Origin of the sequence: Serratia sp. BNK-17 (genome assembly GCF_048684935.1) — a bacterium.
Lineage (GTDB): Bacteria > Pseudomonadota > Gammaproteobacteria > Enterobacterales > Enterobacteriaceae > Serratia > Serratia nematodiphila.
The window spans coordinates 1603014-1618393 of sequence record NZ_JBLQTR010000001.1 but is presented as its reverse complement, the minus strand read 5'-3'; the positions used below and the strand labels follow the sequence as shown (position 1 = coordinate 1618393).

The following is a 15380-nucleotide window of genomic DNA, read 5'->3' as shown; positions in this document are numbered from 1 at the left end:
GATGTCGAATTCTTATGACTCCTCAAGTATCAAGGTATTAAAAGGGCTGGATGCGGTGCGCAAGCGCCCGGGCATGTATATCGGCGATACCGATGACGGCACCGGTCTGCACCACATGGTATTCGAGGTTGTGGACAACGCTATCGACGAAGCGCTCGCGGGCCACTGTAGTGACATTCAGGTCACCATCCATGCCGACAACTCGGTATCGGTGCAGGATGACGGCCGCGGCATTCCGACCGGCATTCACCCGGAAGAAGGGGTTTCAGCCGCAGAGGTCATCATGACCGTGCTGCACGCCGGCGGTAAATTCGACGACAACTCCTATAAAGTTTCCGGCGGCCTGCACGGCGTGGGCGTCTCGGTGGTTAACGCCCTGTCGGAGAAACTGGAGCTGGTGATCCGCCGCGAAGGCAAAGTGCACGAACAAACTTACAGCCACGGCGAGCCGCAGGCGCCGCTGAACGTGGTGGGCGAAACCGAGCAGACCGGCACCATGGTGCGCTTCTGGCCGAGTCACCAGACTTTCACCAATGTGACCGAATTCGAGTACGACATTCTGGCCAAGCGTCTGCGCGAGCTGTCCTTCCTCAACTCCGGCGTGTCTATTCGCCTGAAGGACAAGCGCACCGACCGTGAAGACCACTTCCATTACGAAGGCGGCATCAAGGCGTTTGTCGAGTACCTGAACAAGAACAAAACCCCGATCCACCCGAACGTGTTCTACTTCTCCACCGTGAAAGACGACATCGGCGTGGAAGTGGCGCTGCAGTGGAACGACGGTTTCCAGGAAAACATCTACTGCTTCACCAACAACATTCCGCAGCGCGACGGCGGCACGCACCTGGTCGGTTTCCGTACCGCGATGACCCGTACGCTGAACAGCTACATGGAGAAGGAAGGCTACAGCAAGAAGGCCAAGGTCAGCGCTACCGGCGATGACGCGCGTGAAGGCCTGATCGCCGTGGTGTCGGTGAAGGTGCCGGATCCGAAGTTCTCCTCTCAGACCAAGGACAAGCTGGTCTCTTCCGAGGTGAAAACCGCGGTTGAAACGCTGATGAACGAGAAGCTGGTGGATTACCTGATGGAGAATCCGGGCGACGCGAAAATCGTGGTCGGCAAAATCATCGACGCGGCGCGCGCGCGCGAAGCGGCGCGTAAAGCGCGTGAGATGACCCGCCGCAAAGGCGCGCTGGATCTGGCCGGCCTGCCGGGCAAGCTGGCGGACTGCCAGGAACGCGATCCGGCGCTGTCCGAACTGTACCTGGTGGAAGGGGACTCCGCGGGCGGCTCTGCCAAGCAGGGGCGCAACCGCAAGAATCAGGCTATCTTGCCGCTGAAGGGGAAAATCCTCAACGTCGAGAAAGCGCGTTTCGACAAAATGCTCTCTTCGCAGGAAGTGGCGACGCTGATCACCGCGCTGGGTTGCGGCATCGGCCGCGACGAGTACAGCCCGGACAAGCTGCGTTATCACAGCATCATCATCATGACCGATGCCGACGTCGACGGTTCGCACATCCGTACGCTGCTGTTGACCTTCTTCTACCGCCAGATGCCGGAAATCATCGAGCGTGGCCACGTGTTCATCGCACAGCCGCCGCTGTACAAGGTGAAGAAAGGCAAGCAGGAGCAGTACATCAAAGATGACGAGGCGATGGATCAGTACCAGATCGCCATCGCGATGGACGGCGCTACGCTGCACACCAACGCCAGCGCACCGGCGCTCGGCGGCGAGCAGTTGGAAAAACTGGTGGCCGAGCACTACGGCGTGCAGAAGCTGATCGGCCGCATGGAGCGCCGCTACCCGCGCGCGCTGCTGAACAGCCTGATCTATCAGCCGACGCTGAACGAAGGCGATCTCAGCGATGAAGCCAAGGTGAAGACCTGGATCGCGTCGCTGGTGCAGGCGCTGAACGACAAAGAGCAGCACGGCAGCAGCTATGATTTCGTGATCTTCGAGAACCGTGAGCGCCAGATGTTTGAGCCGGCGTTGCGCATCCGCACCCACGGCGTGGATACCGACTACAAGCTGGACTTCGACTTCATCCACGGCGGTGAATACCGCAAGATCTGCCAGCTGGGCGAGCAGCTGCGCGGGCTGATCGAAGAGGGCGCGTTCATCGAGCGCGGCGAACGCCGTCAGCCGGTAGACAGCTTCGAACAGGCGCTGGAGTGGCTGGTGAAAGAGTCGCGCCGCGGCCTGTCGGTGCAGCGTTATAAAGGTCTGGGCGAGATGAACCCGGAGCAGCTGTGGGAAACCACCATGGATCCGGAAAGCCGCCGCATGCTGCGCGTGACCGTCAAGGACGCCATCGCTGCCGATCAGCTGTTCACCACGCTGATGGGCGATGCGGTTGAGCCGCGCCGCGCCTTTATCGAAGAAAACGCCCTGAAAGCGGCGAACATCGATATCTGATGCGTTAATGGCTGTGAAAATCCGCGCCGGGCGACCCGCGCGGATTTTTTTTGGCCTTTTTTGGCGCTGACAGCCGAGGCTGAAACGCGTTAGCATGAATAAAAACCACTGGGAGAAGCGTTGAATGGCTATTGAACTGATTGCGATCGACATGGACGGCACGTTGCTGGATCCGCAGCATCAAATCACGCCGGCGGTAAAGCAGGCTATCGCGGCGGCGCGGCGCAAAGGGGTGCACGTGGTGCTGGCCACCGGGCGGCCTTATGTCGGCGTGCAGGACTATCTGCGCCAGTTGGACATTCAGGGCCCCGGCGATTTCTGTATCACCTATAACGGCGCGCTGGTGTTGCGCGCGGTCGACGGCGCCTGCATCCTGCAGGAAACCCTGGGCTTCGAGGATTATCTGCACTTCGAGCAGATGGCGCGCGAGTTAGGCGTTCACTTCCAGGCGTTTGATTTCGATACCTTGTATACCCCGAACAAGGACATCGGCAAGTACACCATACACGAAGCGGAAATGACCGGCATTCCGCTGAAATACCGCAGCGTGGAAGAGATGGATCGCCAGATGCGTTTTCCAAAAGTGATGATGATCGACGAACCGGCGCTGCTGGACAGCGCCATCGCGCGCATCCCGGAGGAAACGCGCGCGCGTTACACTATCTTGAAAAGTGCGCCTTACTACCTCGAGATCTTACATAAAAACGTCGATAAGGGCGCCGGGGTGAAAATGCTGGCCGAGCACCTCGGCGTGGCGCGGGAAAACATCATGACGCTGGGGGATCAGGCTAACGATACGGCGATGATCGAATATGCCGGCGTCGGTGTGGCGATGGGCAACGCCATTCCCGAGCTGAAAGCGGTGGCGCAGTTTGTCACCAGCGCCAATACCGAAGACGGCGTGGCGCGCGCTATCGAGAAGTTCGTGCTCAACGCCTGAGAAAACGGGGCGCTGCGGCGCCCCTTTATACTTTCGCCAACACCCCTTTGGCGATCTGCAGATCCTGAATCGCCAAGCCGGTGAGATCGGCGATGGTGATGTGCTGCGGCTCGCGTCGTACCCGCCCGCCCTGCGCCAATGCGGTGCCCATTTCGACGATCGGCGTTGAAGTCAGTTTGTTCTGCCGATAAGCCGTCGCGATCTCGCCATAGTCCGCACACTGCGTCAGCGCATCGACCAGCAGCGTGTCCGCCTTGGCCACCAGATCGGTCGCCAGCTCTTGCTTGCCGGGCGCGTCGGCGCCCACGGCGGTAATGTGCGTGCCGGGCCGGATATCTGCCGCCTGCAAGATCGGTTCGCGGCTGGGCGTGGTGGTCACGATCAGCTGGCAGTGCGCCGCCAGCTCCGCCGCATCCTGCGTGACCCACACCCGAAATCCCTCGGCTTCGGCATCGCGCCGATACGCCGCCAGCGCCTGTTCGTTGCGGCCCCACACCCATACCTCGCGGCAATCGGTCACCGGTTTCAGACACTGCAGCTGCAGCCGTGCCTGCAGCCCGGTACCGACCATGCCGATCGCCTGAATATGCGGCGGCGCGCATAGCTCGGCGGCGATGCGGCCGGCCAGAGCGGTGCGCAGCGCGGTCAACCACCCCTCATCCTGCAGCAGCGCGCGGGGCTCGCCGGTCTGGGCGGAGAACGCCATCATCAACCCCTGATTGCTGGCCAGACCGTGCTCGGCGTTGCGATAGAAACCGGCGGACACTTTGACCACGAACAGCTCGTCGCCTTCCAGCTAGGCGGATTTGATGCAGCAGTCGCCGGCGGCCCGATCGAACTTGAAATGCTGTACCGGCGGCTGTTGCACCCGTCGCTGCGAGTAGGCGATAAACCCCTGCTTCAGCAGCGGCGTAATGGCCTCGGCGTCGAACGCGGCGAGGATTTGCTGCCGGTTAAGGATGCGCATCGGCGATGGCCTTGAGGTATTTCTCCAGCACGATGTTTTTACCGCACAGCACCACCGCCACCTTTTTCCCCTGGTATTCCGGCGCCAGTTTGATCGCCGCCGCCAGTGCCACGCCGGCCGCACCTTCGATAATCCAGCGATCGCTGGCGGCGATCCGGCGCATCGCGTGTTTGATCTCCGCCTCACTGACCAGCACTTTACGGTCAATCAGCTGCTGGCACAGCGGGAAGGTTACGGCGCCCGGCTCAACGCCGCCGGCGGTGCCGTCGGACAGGGTTTCTTGTTCTTCCACCGGGAAGATATGGCCGGCTTCCAACGCGCTGTACAGGCTGGTGGCGTTTTCCGGCCAGCAGGCGATAAGCTGCGTGTTTGGCGACAGTTGCCGCAGAACGGTGCCGATGCCGGCGATATAGCCACCGCCGCCGACCGCCACGAACACCGCGTCCAGATCGGCGAGTTGTTCCACCAGCTCCATGCCGCAGGTGCCCTGGCCGGCAATGACCTGCTCGTCGTTATACGGCGAGATGTAGGTTTTTCCCTGTTCGCGTGCGGCCTGTTCCCCCGCCAGTTCGGCGTTCAGCGCGTCGCCCGGCACCAATTCCACGGTGCCGCCCAGCGCCCGGATGGTGTCGAGCTTGATGCTCGCCGCCGTCTCCGGCGCATAAACCGTGACGCCAACGCCCATCCGTTGCCCCGCCAGGGCGACAGCCTGGCCGTGGTTGCCGGTTGAGGCGGCGATCACGCCGCGCCGGCGTTGCTCGTTATCCAACAGCCGCAGCTTGTTGCTGGCGCCGCGAAATTTAAAGGAACCGGTGTGCTGCAGGTGGTCGCATTTCAGATACAGCTCGCAACCCAATTGCTGAGAAAGCAGCACGCTGCGCTCCAGCGGCGTGACCCGCACCTGAGGGCGCAGTTGCTGATGAGCGGAAACAATGGCATCGAAGAGGGTGTTCATACCGGCTCCAGAAGATTTATTTGGACTTAAAAATCCAGTTTGTACTTTTTTGTATTGATTGTAAACCCCGCGGCCCGACCTTCGGGCACACCGATCAGAAAACGGCAACGGTCGGCGGGAGCATTGCCGTTTTCGGTGAAAATAATCATAAACCTGTCGTTTAGCGGCACGATTTTTTATTTATTTGCGTTAAGTAAGGCGCTGCCGCTGCCTTATTCTTATAAGGGAAGTGAGAATAAAAAAATAGCGTTTGCATCACCCACCTCTATTACATTGGCGCCGTTGAGTCTCGCCGGCAGGAATTCTATCGCCTGGTCGGCCGCTTATTTCCTGCCGACGCCGTCGATCGGCTTAAATGATAAGACGCTGGAAAATAATTGCGTGATTTCGAATCGAAAAATCCTCCCGCCTCACCCTCACAGGCCATATGAAACGCTGCGGGCGATCCGGTAAGATGACGGCTCAGTGCCAGCATGTGCAGGAGAGCCGCCATGAGCCATCGGGAAAAACAACTGACTTTCGACCCTCGTGGGCATCAGTTAACCAATATCAACGTCTGGACGCCGGACAGTCAATGGCTGGCTTATGACGTGCGCCCGCGCGGCGCCTCTTTCACCGGCCTCAGCATCGAGCGTGTCAATGTCGCCAGCGGCGTGGTGGAGGTGATTTATCGCGCCCAGCACGGCGCTCACGTTGGCGTGGTCACGGTCAGCCCCGATGCGCCGGCGCGCTATGCCTTTATTCACGGACCTGAGCACCCGGACAGCGCCTGGCAGTATGATTTTCACCACCGCCGCGGGGTGATCGTCAGCGAACCGGATCGCGAGTTGGCCATTACCCTCGACGCGCTGGATATCACCGCGCCCTATACCCCCGGCGCGCTGCGCGGCGGCAGCCACGTGCACGTTTTCAGTCCGGACGGCAGCCGCCTCAGCTTTACCTACAACGATCACGTGATGCATGAACGCGATCCGGCGCGCGATCTGCGCAACGTCGGCGTGGCCGTGCCGCTGCACGGGGTTAACCCGCCAAAACAGCACCCGCGCGAGTACGACGGCAGCCACTATTGCGTGTTGATCAGCGAGACGGTGCCGCAGCCGCGGCCGGGCAGCGATCAGATCAATCGCGCTTACGAAGAAGGCTGGATCGGCCGCGAAGGCTACCGTAAGGCCGACGGCAGCCGGCAGCGCTGGGCGCTGGCATTTATAGGCGATACGTTGTCCGCCGCCGGAGAGAAGCTGTCTGAGGTGTTTATCGTCGATCTGCCGGAGAACGACGTCGACTACGCCCGGGCGGGCGCTCTGCCGCTGCAGGGGACGGAAAGCGAGCTGCCGGCGCCGCCGCTTGGCGTCAGGCAGCGGCGGGTAACCTTTACCGGGGATCGCCGTTTTCCTGGCGTGGCTGGTGCGCCGCGCCACTGGCTGCGCAGTTCGCCGGACGGCAGCCAGATAGCTTTTCTGATGAAGGACGACGGCGGCGTGGTGCAGCTGTGGACGGTGTCGCCTAACGGTGGCGAGCCGCGCCAGGTGAGCCGCAGCGAGCATGACATCCAGTCGGCGTTCAGCTGGCACCCGCAGGGCGGGACGATAGCCCTGGTGTGCGACAACAGCGTGATGCTGTGCGAGGTGGCCAGCGGTCGCCTGCAGCGTTTGACGCAGCGCAGCGTGCAGCCGCCGTCGGGGGATGCCGTGGTGTTCTCGCCGGATGGCAAGAAAGTGGCGTTTATGCGCGAGATAGCGGGGTTCAACCAGATCTTCGTGGTTGAGGCGTAAGGCGGGCCTGATGACCCGCTGCGTGCGCGATTAGTGCGTGGCGGTGCTGTCGTCGCCCTGGCCGGGATTGCCGGTCGCCGCCAAATTCTGCTGCTCGCTGCGCAGGATACGCGCTTTTGGCGAGTCTGCGGTGGCGTCGTTGCCGGATCGCAGATAGTCGTAAGGCAGCAGCACGGTATCCATCACCGCGGAGAACGGCAGATCCAGCGCCACCAGCGGCATCATCGCCCAGCTGGTGTTGTCGTCCTTCAGCATGTCCACGCTGGCGCGGGTGCCGGGATAGTAACCCTGATTCGGGCCGGTATGGCTCATCACGCTGGAGCAACCGCTGGTCGCCAACAACATGCAGCCCGTCGCTATCGCTTTCATCATCGTCATTAATCCATCCTGCAGGGTTGCTGTGCCCCTAAATTAAGCTGATTTATAACATCCTGTTGCTGCTTTAAAAGAAGCAAAATCCCGCTCTGTGGCGGCTCTCTCACTTTAGTGTAAGTGGTAAAAAAAACTTTTACCTTATTGGTGCAAATTTTTTTTGATCCTCGCCTGTTGAATTGATGAAAGCAACCCCCATTTTATCATCAGAGCCGAATTGAGAATTCGCCGTAAGGGAATTCTGGCTTAATTAGCCTGTCCAGAGTGGAAGGCGATTTATTTCAACCTCGCTGAAGTGCCTTAGGAGGCTGTTTTATGCGTAATTTTGATCTTTCCCCGCTATACCGTTCCGCCATTGGTTTCGATCGCCTGTTCAACGCGCTGGAGGCTGGCCAGAGTCAGGGCAACGGCGGTTATCCCCCTTATAATGTCGAGCTGGTGGATGAAAATCATTATCGGATCGCCATCGCGGTAGCCGGGTTTGCCGAGCAGGAGCTGGAGATCACCACGCAGGACAATCTGCTGATCGTGCGCGGGGCGCACAACAATGAACCGGCAGAAAAAACCTATTTATACCAGGGCATCGCCGAGCGTAATTTCGAGCGTAAATTCCAGCTGGCCGAACATATTCAAATTAAAGGCGCCAAACTGGAGAATGGCCTGTTGTATATCGACATGCAACGCATCGTGCCGGAAACATTAAAACCGCGCCGCATCGAAATTAAATAAATTTCCGTTTCGCCGGCAGGTACGCTGCCGGTAAATATGAAGTCATGATTAGCCTGCCGTCAGGGGGCTGAATAAACACATCTCGCTTAATGAAAGGAGTTGTTCCTATGCGTAATTACGATTTATCCCCGCTTCTGCGTCAGTGGATTGGTTTTGATAAATTGGCCAGTTCAATGGGCGGCCAGGAACCCCAGGGGTTCCCGCCGTATAACATCGAGAAAAGTGACGACAATCACTACCGCATTTCTCTGGCGCTGGCCGGTTTCCGGCAGAGCGAACTGAATATTGAAGTGGAAGGGCCGCGGCTGACCGTCAGCGGTAAACCCACGCCGCCGGAAAAACAGGTCGAGTACCTGCATCAGGGGCTGGTGTGCAAAGAGTTCCAGTTGACCTTCACCCTGGCGGAACACCTGCAGGTGTCCGAGGCCAAATTTGAAAATGGCCTGTTGCACATCGATCTGGTGCGTCAGGTGCCGGAAGCCTTGCAGCCTCAGCGCATTGCCATCGGCGCGACGCCGGAGCTGGAAGCGAAATAACCGGCTGAAAACGGTCATCATCATGCGGGGGAGATCCAAACGGATCTCCCCCGTTGCGTTATGTGGCGCACGCCACAGTCCCCCCGTCTGCCCGATGCCATAATCCTTGTTAATTGTGTGTCTTTGGCCGCAAATCCCATGTTCAACTTTGGCAAGGATGTGACCTATGAGCGATATCGCCCTGACCGTCAGCATGTTGGCGTTGGCGGCCGTCATTGGGCTGTGGATGGGGAACTGGAAGCTGTATGGCGTCGGGTTGGGCATTGGTGGCGTGCTGTTCGGCGGTATCCTGGTCGGCCACTTTGCCCAGAGCGGGCAAATCAGCCTGAATGGGGACATGCTGCACTTTATCCAGGAGTTTGGCCTGATCCTGTTCGTCTACACCATCGGCATCCAGGTCGGCCCCGGTTTCTTCTCTTCGCTGCGCGTCTCCGGTCTGCGGCTCAACGCCTTCGCGGTGCTGCTGGTGCTGACCGGCGGCATCGTGGCGGCGGCGGTACACAAGCTGTTCGACGTGCCGCTGCCGATCATCCTCGGCGTGTTCTCCGGTGCGGTCACCAACACCCCGGCGCTGGGCGCCGGTCAACAAATCCTGACCGATCTCGGTTCCGATCCGGCGCTGGTGGACGGCATGGGGATGGGTTACGCCATGGCCTATCCGTTCGGCATATGCGGCATCCTGCTGGTGATGTGGCTGATCCGGCTGATTTTCCGCATCAACATCGAGCGTGAGGCTCAGGCGTTTGAAAGCAGTCTGGGCAATCAGCGCGAGTTGCTGCACGCCATCAACGTGGCGGTGCGCAACCCCAATCTGCAGGGCATGGCGATCAAAAGCGTACCGCTGCTCAACGGTGAAGCGATCGTCTGTTCGCGCCTCAAGCGCGGGGAGCTGTTGATGGTGCCGGCGCCGCACGAGCGGCTGGAGCTTGGCGACTACCTGCACCTGGTGGGCAAACGCGAAGATCTGGAGAACGCCCGGTTGGTGATCGGCGAAGAGGTGGATGCCTCGCTGTCGACGCGCGGCACTGCGCTGCAGGTGGTGAGGGCGGTGGTGACCAACGAGCAGGTGCTGGGCAAGAAAATCCGCGATCTGAATCTGAAGCAAAAGTATGACGTGGTGATTTCACGCCTCAACCGCGCCGGCGTGGAGCTGGTGGCCGGCAGCAACGTGACGCTGCAGTTTGGCGACATTCTCAACCTGGTCGGCCGGCCGGAGGCCATCGACGCGGTGACGGCGATTGTCGGCAACGCCCAACAAAAACTGCAGCAGGTGCAGATGCTGCCGGTCTTTATCGGTATCGGCCTCGGGGTATTGCTCGGTTCCATTCCGCTGTTCGTGCCCGGCTTCCCGGCGGCATTGCGGCTGGGGCTGGCCGGCGGGCCGCTGGTGGCGGCGCTGATCCTGGGGCGCATCGGCAGCATCGGCAAGCTGTACTGGTTTATGCCGCCGAGCGCCAACCTGGCGCTGCGCGAACTGGGCATCGTGCTGTTTCTGGCGGTGGTTGGTTTGAAATCGGGCGGTAACTTCATCGATACGTTGCTGCACGGCGAGGGGCTGACGTGGGTCGGGTACGGCGCCTTGATCACCGCGATTCCGCTGCTGAGCGTCGGTATTCTGGCGCGCACGGTGGGCAAGATGAACTACCTGACGCTGTCCGGCATGCTGGCGGGATCGATGACCGATCCGCCGGCGCTGGCGTTCGCCAACGGTCTGCATCCCACCAGCGGTGCCGCGGCGCTGTCTTACGCCACCGTTTATCCGCTGGCGATGTTCCTGCGCATCATGTCGCCGCAGCTGCTGGCGGTGCTGTTCTGGACGCTGTAATCCATCAGGGCGCCGTGGTGGCGCCCCAATGGATTGCGCTTAGTTCGCTTCCTGATGCGCACGCTCGATCTCTTCTGCCAGGATCGCCACGCCGCGCTCGATTTTCTCCGGGTCGGGCACGTAGTTCATGCGCATGCACTGGTGGGTGTGCGGCCAGTCGTGCTCCAGCCCCGGGAAGAAGTAGTGGCCCGGCACCATCAGCACGCCGCGCTTTTTCAGGCGCTGATACAGCACCTCGGTGGTGATCGGCAGATCCTTGAACCACAGCCAGAGGAAGATGGCCCCTTCCGGTTTGTGGATCAGGCAGCGCTCCGGCGACAGGTAGCGGCGGATAATCTCGATGGTGTGTTCGACGCGCTGTTTGTAAAACGGGCGAATCACCTCGTTCGACAGGCGCAGCAGATCGCCGCGCGCGATCATTTCCGTCGCCATCGCCGGCCCCATGCTGCCCGGCGACAGGCTGATGATGCCGTTCATGTTGGTCAGCGCGGTGATCACCTTCTCGTCGGCGATCACGATGCCGCAGCGCGAGCCCGGCAGGCCGAGTTTGGACAGGCTCATGCACAGGATGGTGTTCGGGTTCCACAGCGGCGTGGCGTCGCTGAAGATAATGCCGGGGAACGGCACGCCGTAGGCGTTGTCGATCACCAGCGGAATATCGCGCTGCTGCGCCAGCAGGTCGAGCTTCATCAGCTCTTCGTCGGTGATCACGTTGCCGGTTGGGTTGGTCGGCCGTGAAACGCAGATCATGCCGATGTCGTCGCCGATGGTGAGGTGTTCGAAATCAACGTGATATTTGAACTGGCCGTCCGGCAACAGCTCGATGTTCGGTTTGGCGGAGACGAACAGCCCTTCGTCCAGCCCGGCATCGGCATAGCCGATATATTCCGGCGCCAATGGGAACAGCACGCGGCGGCGCGAACCGTCGGCGTAGCGGCCGGCGAACAGGTTGAACAAGTAGAAAAATGCGCTTTGGCTGCCGTTCGTCAGTGCAATATTCTGTGGCGAAATCTCCCAGCCGAGCTCGTCGCGCAGCAAATTGGCCAGCGCTTTCAGCAGCGCGTCCTTGCCTTGCGGGCCGTCATAGTTGCACAACGCTTCGGTCAGTTTGCCCTGGTCGAGCATCTCCTGGCACAGCTGTTTGAAGTAGGCTTCCATCTCTGGGATCTGCGCCGGGTTGCCGCCGCCGAGCATGATGGCACCGGGGGTGCGCAGGCCTTCGTTCAGGTCGTCCATCAAACGGGTAATGCCCGCATAACGGGTAAATTTTTCGCCGAAAAGTGAGAAAGTCATAGGTGCAGCAGTACTGTTTTTTAGCAGGTAATCCCCCACCATACCGCCAGACAAATTCCTCTGCAATGCGGCCGAAAAATCGACCAATGGGCAAAAGCTTCGCTCATTAGCCGATTGTCAGCATATTACGCTGGATTATTGTGACCGTTCGCCGGCCCATACCACCATCACCTTATCGTCGCCGAGTCGACGGCTGAAGGCATAGTAGGCGGCGTGCGGCTGCGGGATTTGCACGCCGCCACCGATCGCCGGGTGGCGAGCGCGGAACTGCCCCAACCGTTGCCAGTGGGCCAGCAGCGAGGCTTTTTCCCCCTGCAACTCAGGCCAGTTCATGTCGGAGCGGGTGCCTTGCAGCGGATCGGTACCGGTTGGGCCGAGCGGGCGGCCGCTTTCATCGCCGTAGTAAATCTGCACCGCCCCCGGCGCCAGCAACAGCAGGTTCGCCGCCCGCTGTTGGCGCACCTGCGAGCCTTTGGCGTCGCTGGCGAAGAACAGCCGGGTGTCATGTGAAGAGAGGTAGCTCAACACGTTGAAATCCTGCAGCCGCTCGGCCATCTGCCGGTAGGTGGCATCGATGTCGGCAAAGCAGCCCAGCGCCTGCGACGCCTGGTCCTGGAAATCGAAGTTGATCATCGCGTCGAAGCCGTTTTGGTAATAGTCGCTTTTCATCACCCCGTGGCCCCAGGCCTCGCCGGTCATCCAAAACGGCGCGTCATCCAGCGCCTGCTGCGGATGCTCCGCTTTCCACGCCGCCAATGCCGCCGTGGCGCGCCGCTTCAACAGCGCCAGCGTCGGTTTTTCCACGTGCTTGGCGGTGTCGACGCGAAAACCGTCGATGCCGTAATCGCGCACCCACTGGCTGAGCCAGACGGTCAGGTAATCGCGGGTGGTGGCGCCGGGCATGTCGCGAGCGGCGGTGTCGGGTTTGTGGCGATAGAACAGCGGCAGGCCGCTGGCGCCGGGCGCTTCGGTTTTGATGTCCGGCAGGAAGGCCAGCGACATCGTCAGGTCGTCATAGCCCGGCGCGTCATAGTCGCCGATGTCGGTGCGGATCCAGTTTTTCCCCCACCATGGGCGCCAGCCCGCCTTGTCGCTGAAATTGATGTAATCGTTGAAGCTGTGCCAGTTTTGCCCTGGCCCGGGGCGCCAGTCGTTCCAGCTTTTCCCCAGGGTTTTCTCCACCTCTGCACCCTGCAGATACAGCGAGCCGAAGTGGAACGTTTGCATATCCGCCAGCGTGGCGTAGCCGACATGGTTCACCACCACGTCGAACAGAATGCGAATGCCGCGCTGATGGGCCTGCTCGACCAGCGTGCGCAGCTCCTGTTCGGTGCCCATGTTGGCGTCGAGGCGCGTCCAGTCCAGCGCGTAATAGCCGTGATAGGCGTAATGCGGGAAATCGCCTTGGGTGCCGCCGCCGACCCAGCCGTGGATCTGCTCCAGCGGTGAGCTGATCCACAAGGCGTTGACGCCGAGCTGCTGCAGATAATCCAGCTTTTGCGTCAGGCCGGCCAGATCGCCGCCGTGAAAGGTGCCTATTTCCTGCAGGCCGTCGCTGCGGCGCCCGTAGCTGTGATCGTTGGCCGGATTGCCGTTCTCAAAGCGATCGGTCAGCACGAAGTAGACCGTGGCGTTATGCCAACTGAACGCCGCCGGTTTCGCCGTGGCGGCGGATTCCAGCAGCAACAGGCCGCCGCTGGCGGCGGCGGGCTGCAGCGTGATTTTCCCCTGGCTCACCTGCGCCGTTTGGCCGGAATAGAAATCGCGCAGCGTTTCGCCTTCGGCGAAGGTGGAGGCGACGTCGACCGTGACCGGCTTGCCGTCCCAGCGCGGGCAGCTGCGCACGGCAACGGCGGCGCTTTCCGGCGCGCTGCTCAGGCTGAGCTGCAGCGTCGGCGTGCCGCTGCGGGTGTCGATGCGCACCTGATAATCGCCGGCGCGGAACTGCCGCCAGCTGACCGGCGGATGGGCGCCGCAGGGCTGCAGCGACAGCGTTTGGTTAAGCTTCACCGCCTCGGCCGGCTGCCAGCAGCGGTTATCCTGATACAGCCGCAGCGGCAGTTGGCCTTTGGGCAGCGCGGCCTGGCTGGCGAACAGCCCGGCGGCAGTTTCGTCGAAGGCCGGGAAACCCGGCAACGTCCAGCCGGCCAGCGCCGAAGGCGACAGCAGTATCATCAAGGGCAGGGGTAACAGTTTCATGGCTCTCCTTACGCGTGGCAGGAAGCGTTTTTTCCGCTGGGTAGCGCCAGTGTGGCAAACGGCGGAAAAATGGCCTCCTCCCTGCGAGGGTTTTTCGGGGAGGAGGAGAAGGGCGGAGCGTTTTCGGATTGATTCGGCTTGGCTTTGCGCGCGCGCTGCGGCAGATTAAACGATGAACATCAAAGGAGGTTAGCGATGACGGACAAAAACTGGCGAGAAGAGATCGTTCGGGCAATTCAGGATGCCGAATTGCAGCGCTTCGCCGAAGAACATCAGCTGCAGGCGCTGTTCGCGCCGCAGCAGGAAGAGCAACACGGCCGGTTATCCGCAGACCACCGGCCGCGCTGAGTTATTTCCGCAACAGCTGCGGATTGACGCAGTTTTCTTTCACCGTGCCGGTCAACGCGGCGATCAAGTTATCCACCGCGCAGGCGGCCATGCCGTAGCGGGTTTCATGGGTGGCGGAGCCGATGTGCGGCAACGCCACCACGTTCGGCATGCTGAGCAGCGGCGAATTGGCCGGCAGCGGCTCTTTCTCGAACACGTCCAACCCGGCGGCGTGGATCACGCCGTTTTGCAGCGCTTCGATCAGCGCCTGCTCATCCACCACCGGCCCGCGGCCGGCGTTGATCAGAATGCCGCTTTTCTTCATTTTCGCCAGCTGATCGCGGCCGATCAGATGGAAAGTTTGTTCGGTCAGCGGCAACGTGATGCAAACGAAATCCGATTCGGCCAGCAGGGTATCCAGATCGCAGCGACGGGCGTTGAAGCGTTGCTCCGCCTCTTCGTGCGTGCGGCGGGCGTTGTACAGCACCGGCATGCCGAAGCCGAAGTGCGCGCGCTGCGCCAGCGCCAGGCCGATGCGCCCCATGCCGAGGATGCCGATGGTTTTGTGGTGCACGTCGACGCCGAACCAGTCCGGCCCGATGCTGCCGCGCCATTCGCCGGCCTTCACCCGCTCCGCCACTTCCACCACCCGGCGCGCGGTCGCCAGCACCAGGCTCATGATGGTGTCGGCGACGGTTTCGGTCAGCACCGTCGGGGTATGCATCAGCAGCACGTTATGGGCGTTGAGCGCCTCGACGTCGAAGTTGTCGTAGCCGACGGAAACGGTCGAGGCCGCGCGCAGTTTGGGCGCCTGCTGCAGGAAAGCTTCGTCAATTTTACCGCCGGAACCGATGATCCCTTCGGCCTGCTGCAGCGCCTGGCGCAGTTCGTCGCGGTTCTCCGGCTGCAGGCCGTTGAAGGCGTGCACGGTGAAGTGCTGTTCCAGACGTTCACGCAGATCGGCGGGCAGGCTTTTGTACAATACGATAGAAGGCTTCATCACGAACTCCAGCTGGGCCAAAGGGGGCATGGCGCCCCCCCGGTTGGGT

The 15380-nt window shown here is 61.1% G+C and carries 13 protein-coding genes and 1 pseudogene; 8 read left to right on the top strand and 6 right to left on the bottom strand.

The window, feature by feature from the left end:
* Position 1 precedes the first annotated feature (1 nt).
* The gene (gene gyrB / locus ACMGF7_RS07760) at positions 2–2416 is read left to right on the top strand and encodes a DNA topoisomerase (ATP-hydrolyzing) subunit B (RefSeq protein ID WP_004933898.1); all 2415 of its coding nucleotides are present in this window, start codon (positions 2–4) and stop codon (positions 2414–2416) included.
* 124 nt (positions 2417–2540) lie between these two features.
* Positions 2541–3356: a sugar-phosphatase gene (yidA, locus tag ACMGF7_RS07755; protein ID WP_021504165.1), complete on the top strand. Its 816-nt coding sequence runs from the start codon at positions 2541–2543 to the stop codon at positions 3354–3356.
* Positions 3357–3381: 25 nt separating this feature from the next.
* On the opposite strand, the pseudogene ACMGF7_RS07750 reads toward yidA, so the two are convergent.
* Positions 3382–4323 (bottom strand): annotated as a pseudogene (locus tag ACMGF7_RS07750) (ornithine cyclodeaminase family protein).
* Positions 4310–5278, bottom strand: coding sequence for a threonine/serine dehydratase (locus tag ACMGF7_RS07745; protein ID WP_075684588.1), 969 nt, complete (start codon positions 5276–5278; stop codon positions 4310–4312). Before ACMGF7_RS07745 ends, ACMGF7_RS07750 begins: the two are co-directional and overlap by 14 nt.
* A gap of 39 nt (positions 5279–5317) precedes the next feature.
* On the opposite strand from ACMGF7_RS07745, the gene ACMGF7_RS07740 reads away from it, so the two are divergent.
* Positions 5318–5731, top strand: coding sequence for a hypothetical protein (locus ACMGF7_RS07740; RefSeq protein WP_139339710.1), 414 nt, complete (start codon positions 5318–5320; stop codon positions 5729–5731).
* A 38-nt stretch (positions 5732–5769) separates the two neighbouring features.
* Positions 5770–7050 (top strand): DUF3748 domain-containing protein, encoded by a 1281-nt coding sequence (locus tag ACMGF7_RS07735; protein ID WP_197800720.1) that lies wholly within the window; start codon positions 5770–5772, stop codon positions 7048–7050.
* 30 nt (positions 7051–7080) lie between these two features.
* Here ACMGF7_RS07735 and ACMGF7_RS07730 read toward each other — a convergent pair whose 3' ends face one another.
* Complete coding sequence (locus ACMGF7_RS07730; RefSeq protein WP_004933911.1) at positions 7081–7428, bottom strand: YceK/YidQ family lipoprotein; 348 nt, start codon at positions 7426–7428, stop codon at positions 7081–7083.
* A 309-nt stretch (positions 7429–7737) separates the two neighbouring features.
* Between ACMGF7_RS07730 and ibpA the strand changes: the two genes are divergently transcribed.
* The 3 genes from ibpA to ACMGF7_RS07715 all read left to right on the top strand — a co-directional run bounded on the left by ibpA (position 7738) and on the right by ACMGF7_RS07715 (position 10512).
* Positions 7738–8151 (top strand): small heat shock chaperone IbpA, encoded by a 414-nt coding sequence (gene ibpA, locus ACMGF7_RS07725; RefSeq protein ID WP_004933919.1) that lies wholly within the window; start codon positions 7738–7740, stop codon positions 8149–8151.
* 107 nt (positions 8152–8258) lie between these two features.
* Positions 8259–8687, top strand: a complete 429-nt coding sequence (gene ibpB, locus ACMGF7_RS07720) for a small heat shock chaperone IbpB (protein ID WP_004933922.1) — start codon at positions 8259–8261, stop codon at positions 8685–8687.
* Between the two features lie 166 nt (positions 8688–8853).
* Positions 8854–10512 carry a putative transporter gene (locus tag ACMGF7_RS07715; RefSeq protein ID WP_015376152.1) on the top strand — a complete coding sequence of 553 codons (1659 nt, stop codon included), beginning with the start codon at positions 8854–8856 and terminating at the stop codon, positions 10510–10512.
* Between the two features lie 39 nt (positions 10513–10551).
* Here ACMGF7_RS07715 and ACMGF7_RS07710 read toward each other — a convergent pair whose 3' ends face one another.
* Positions 10552–11805 carry a valine--pyruvate transaminase gene (locus ACMGF7_RS07710; RefSeq protein ID WP_015376153.1) on the bottom strand — a complete coding sequence of 418 codons (1254 nt, stop codon included), beginning with the start codon at positions 11803–11805 and terminating at the stop codon, positions 10552–10554.
* A 135-nt stretch (positions 11806–11940) separates the two neighbouring features.
* Positions 11941–14004 carry an alpha-amylase gene (locus ACMGF7_RS07705; protein ID WP_197799079.1) on the bottom strand — a complete coding sequence of 688 codons (2064 nt, stop codon included), beginning with the start codon at positions 14002–14004 and terminating at the stop codon, positions 11941–11943.
* 195 nt (positions 14005–14199) lie between these two features.
* Between ACMGF7_RS07705 and ACMGF7_RS07700 the strand changes: the two genes are divergently transcribed.
* Positions 14200–14352 (top strand): hypothetical protein, encoded by a 153-nt coding sequence (locus ACMGF7_RS07700; RefSeq protein ID WP_162837994.1) that lies wholly within the window; start codon positions 14200–14202, stop codon positions 14350–14352.
* A 1-nt stretch (position 14353) separates the two neighbouring features.
* Here ACMGF7_RS07700 and ghrB read toward each other — a convergent pair whose 3' ends face one another.
* Positions 14354–15331 carry a glyoxylate/hydroxypyruvate reductase GhrB gene (ghrB, locus tag ACMGF7_RS07695; protein ID WP_033631399.1) on the bottom strand — a complete coding sequence of 326 codons (978 nt, stop codon included), beginning with the start codon at positions 15329–15331 and terminating at the stop codon, positions 14354–14356.
* Positions 15332–15380 lie beyond the last annotated feature (49 nt).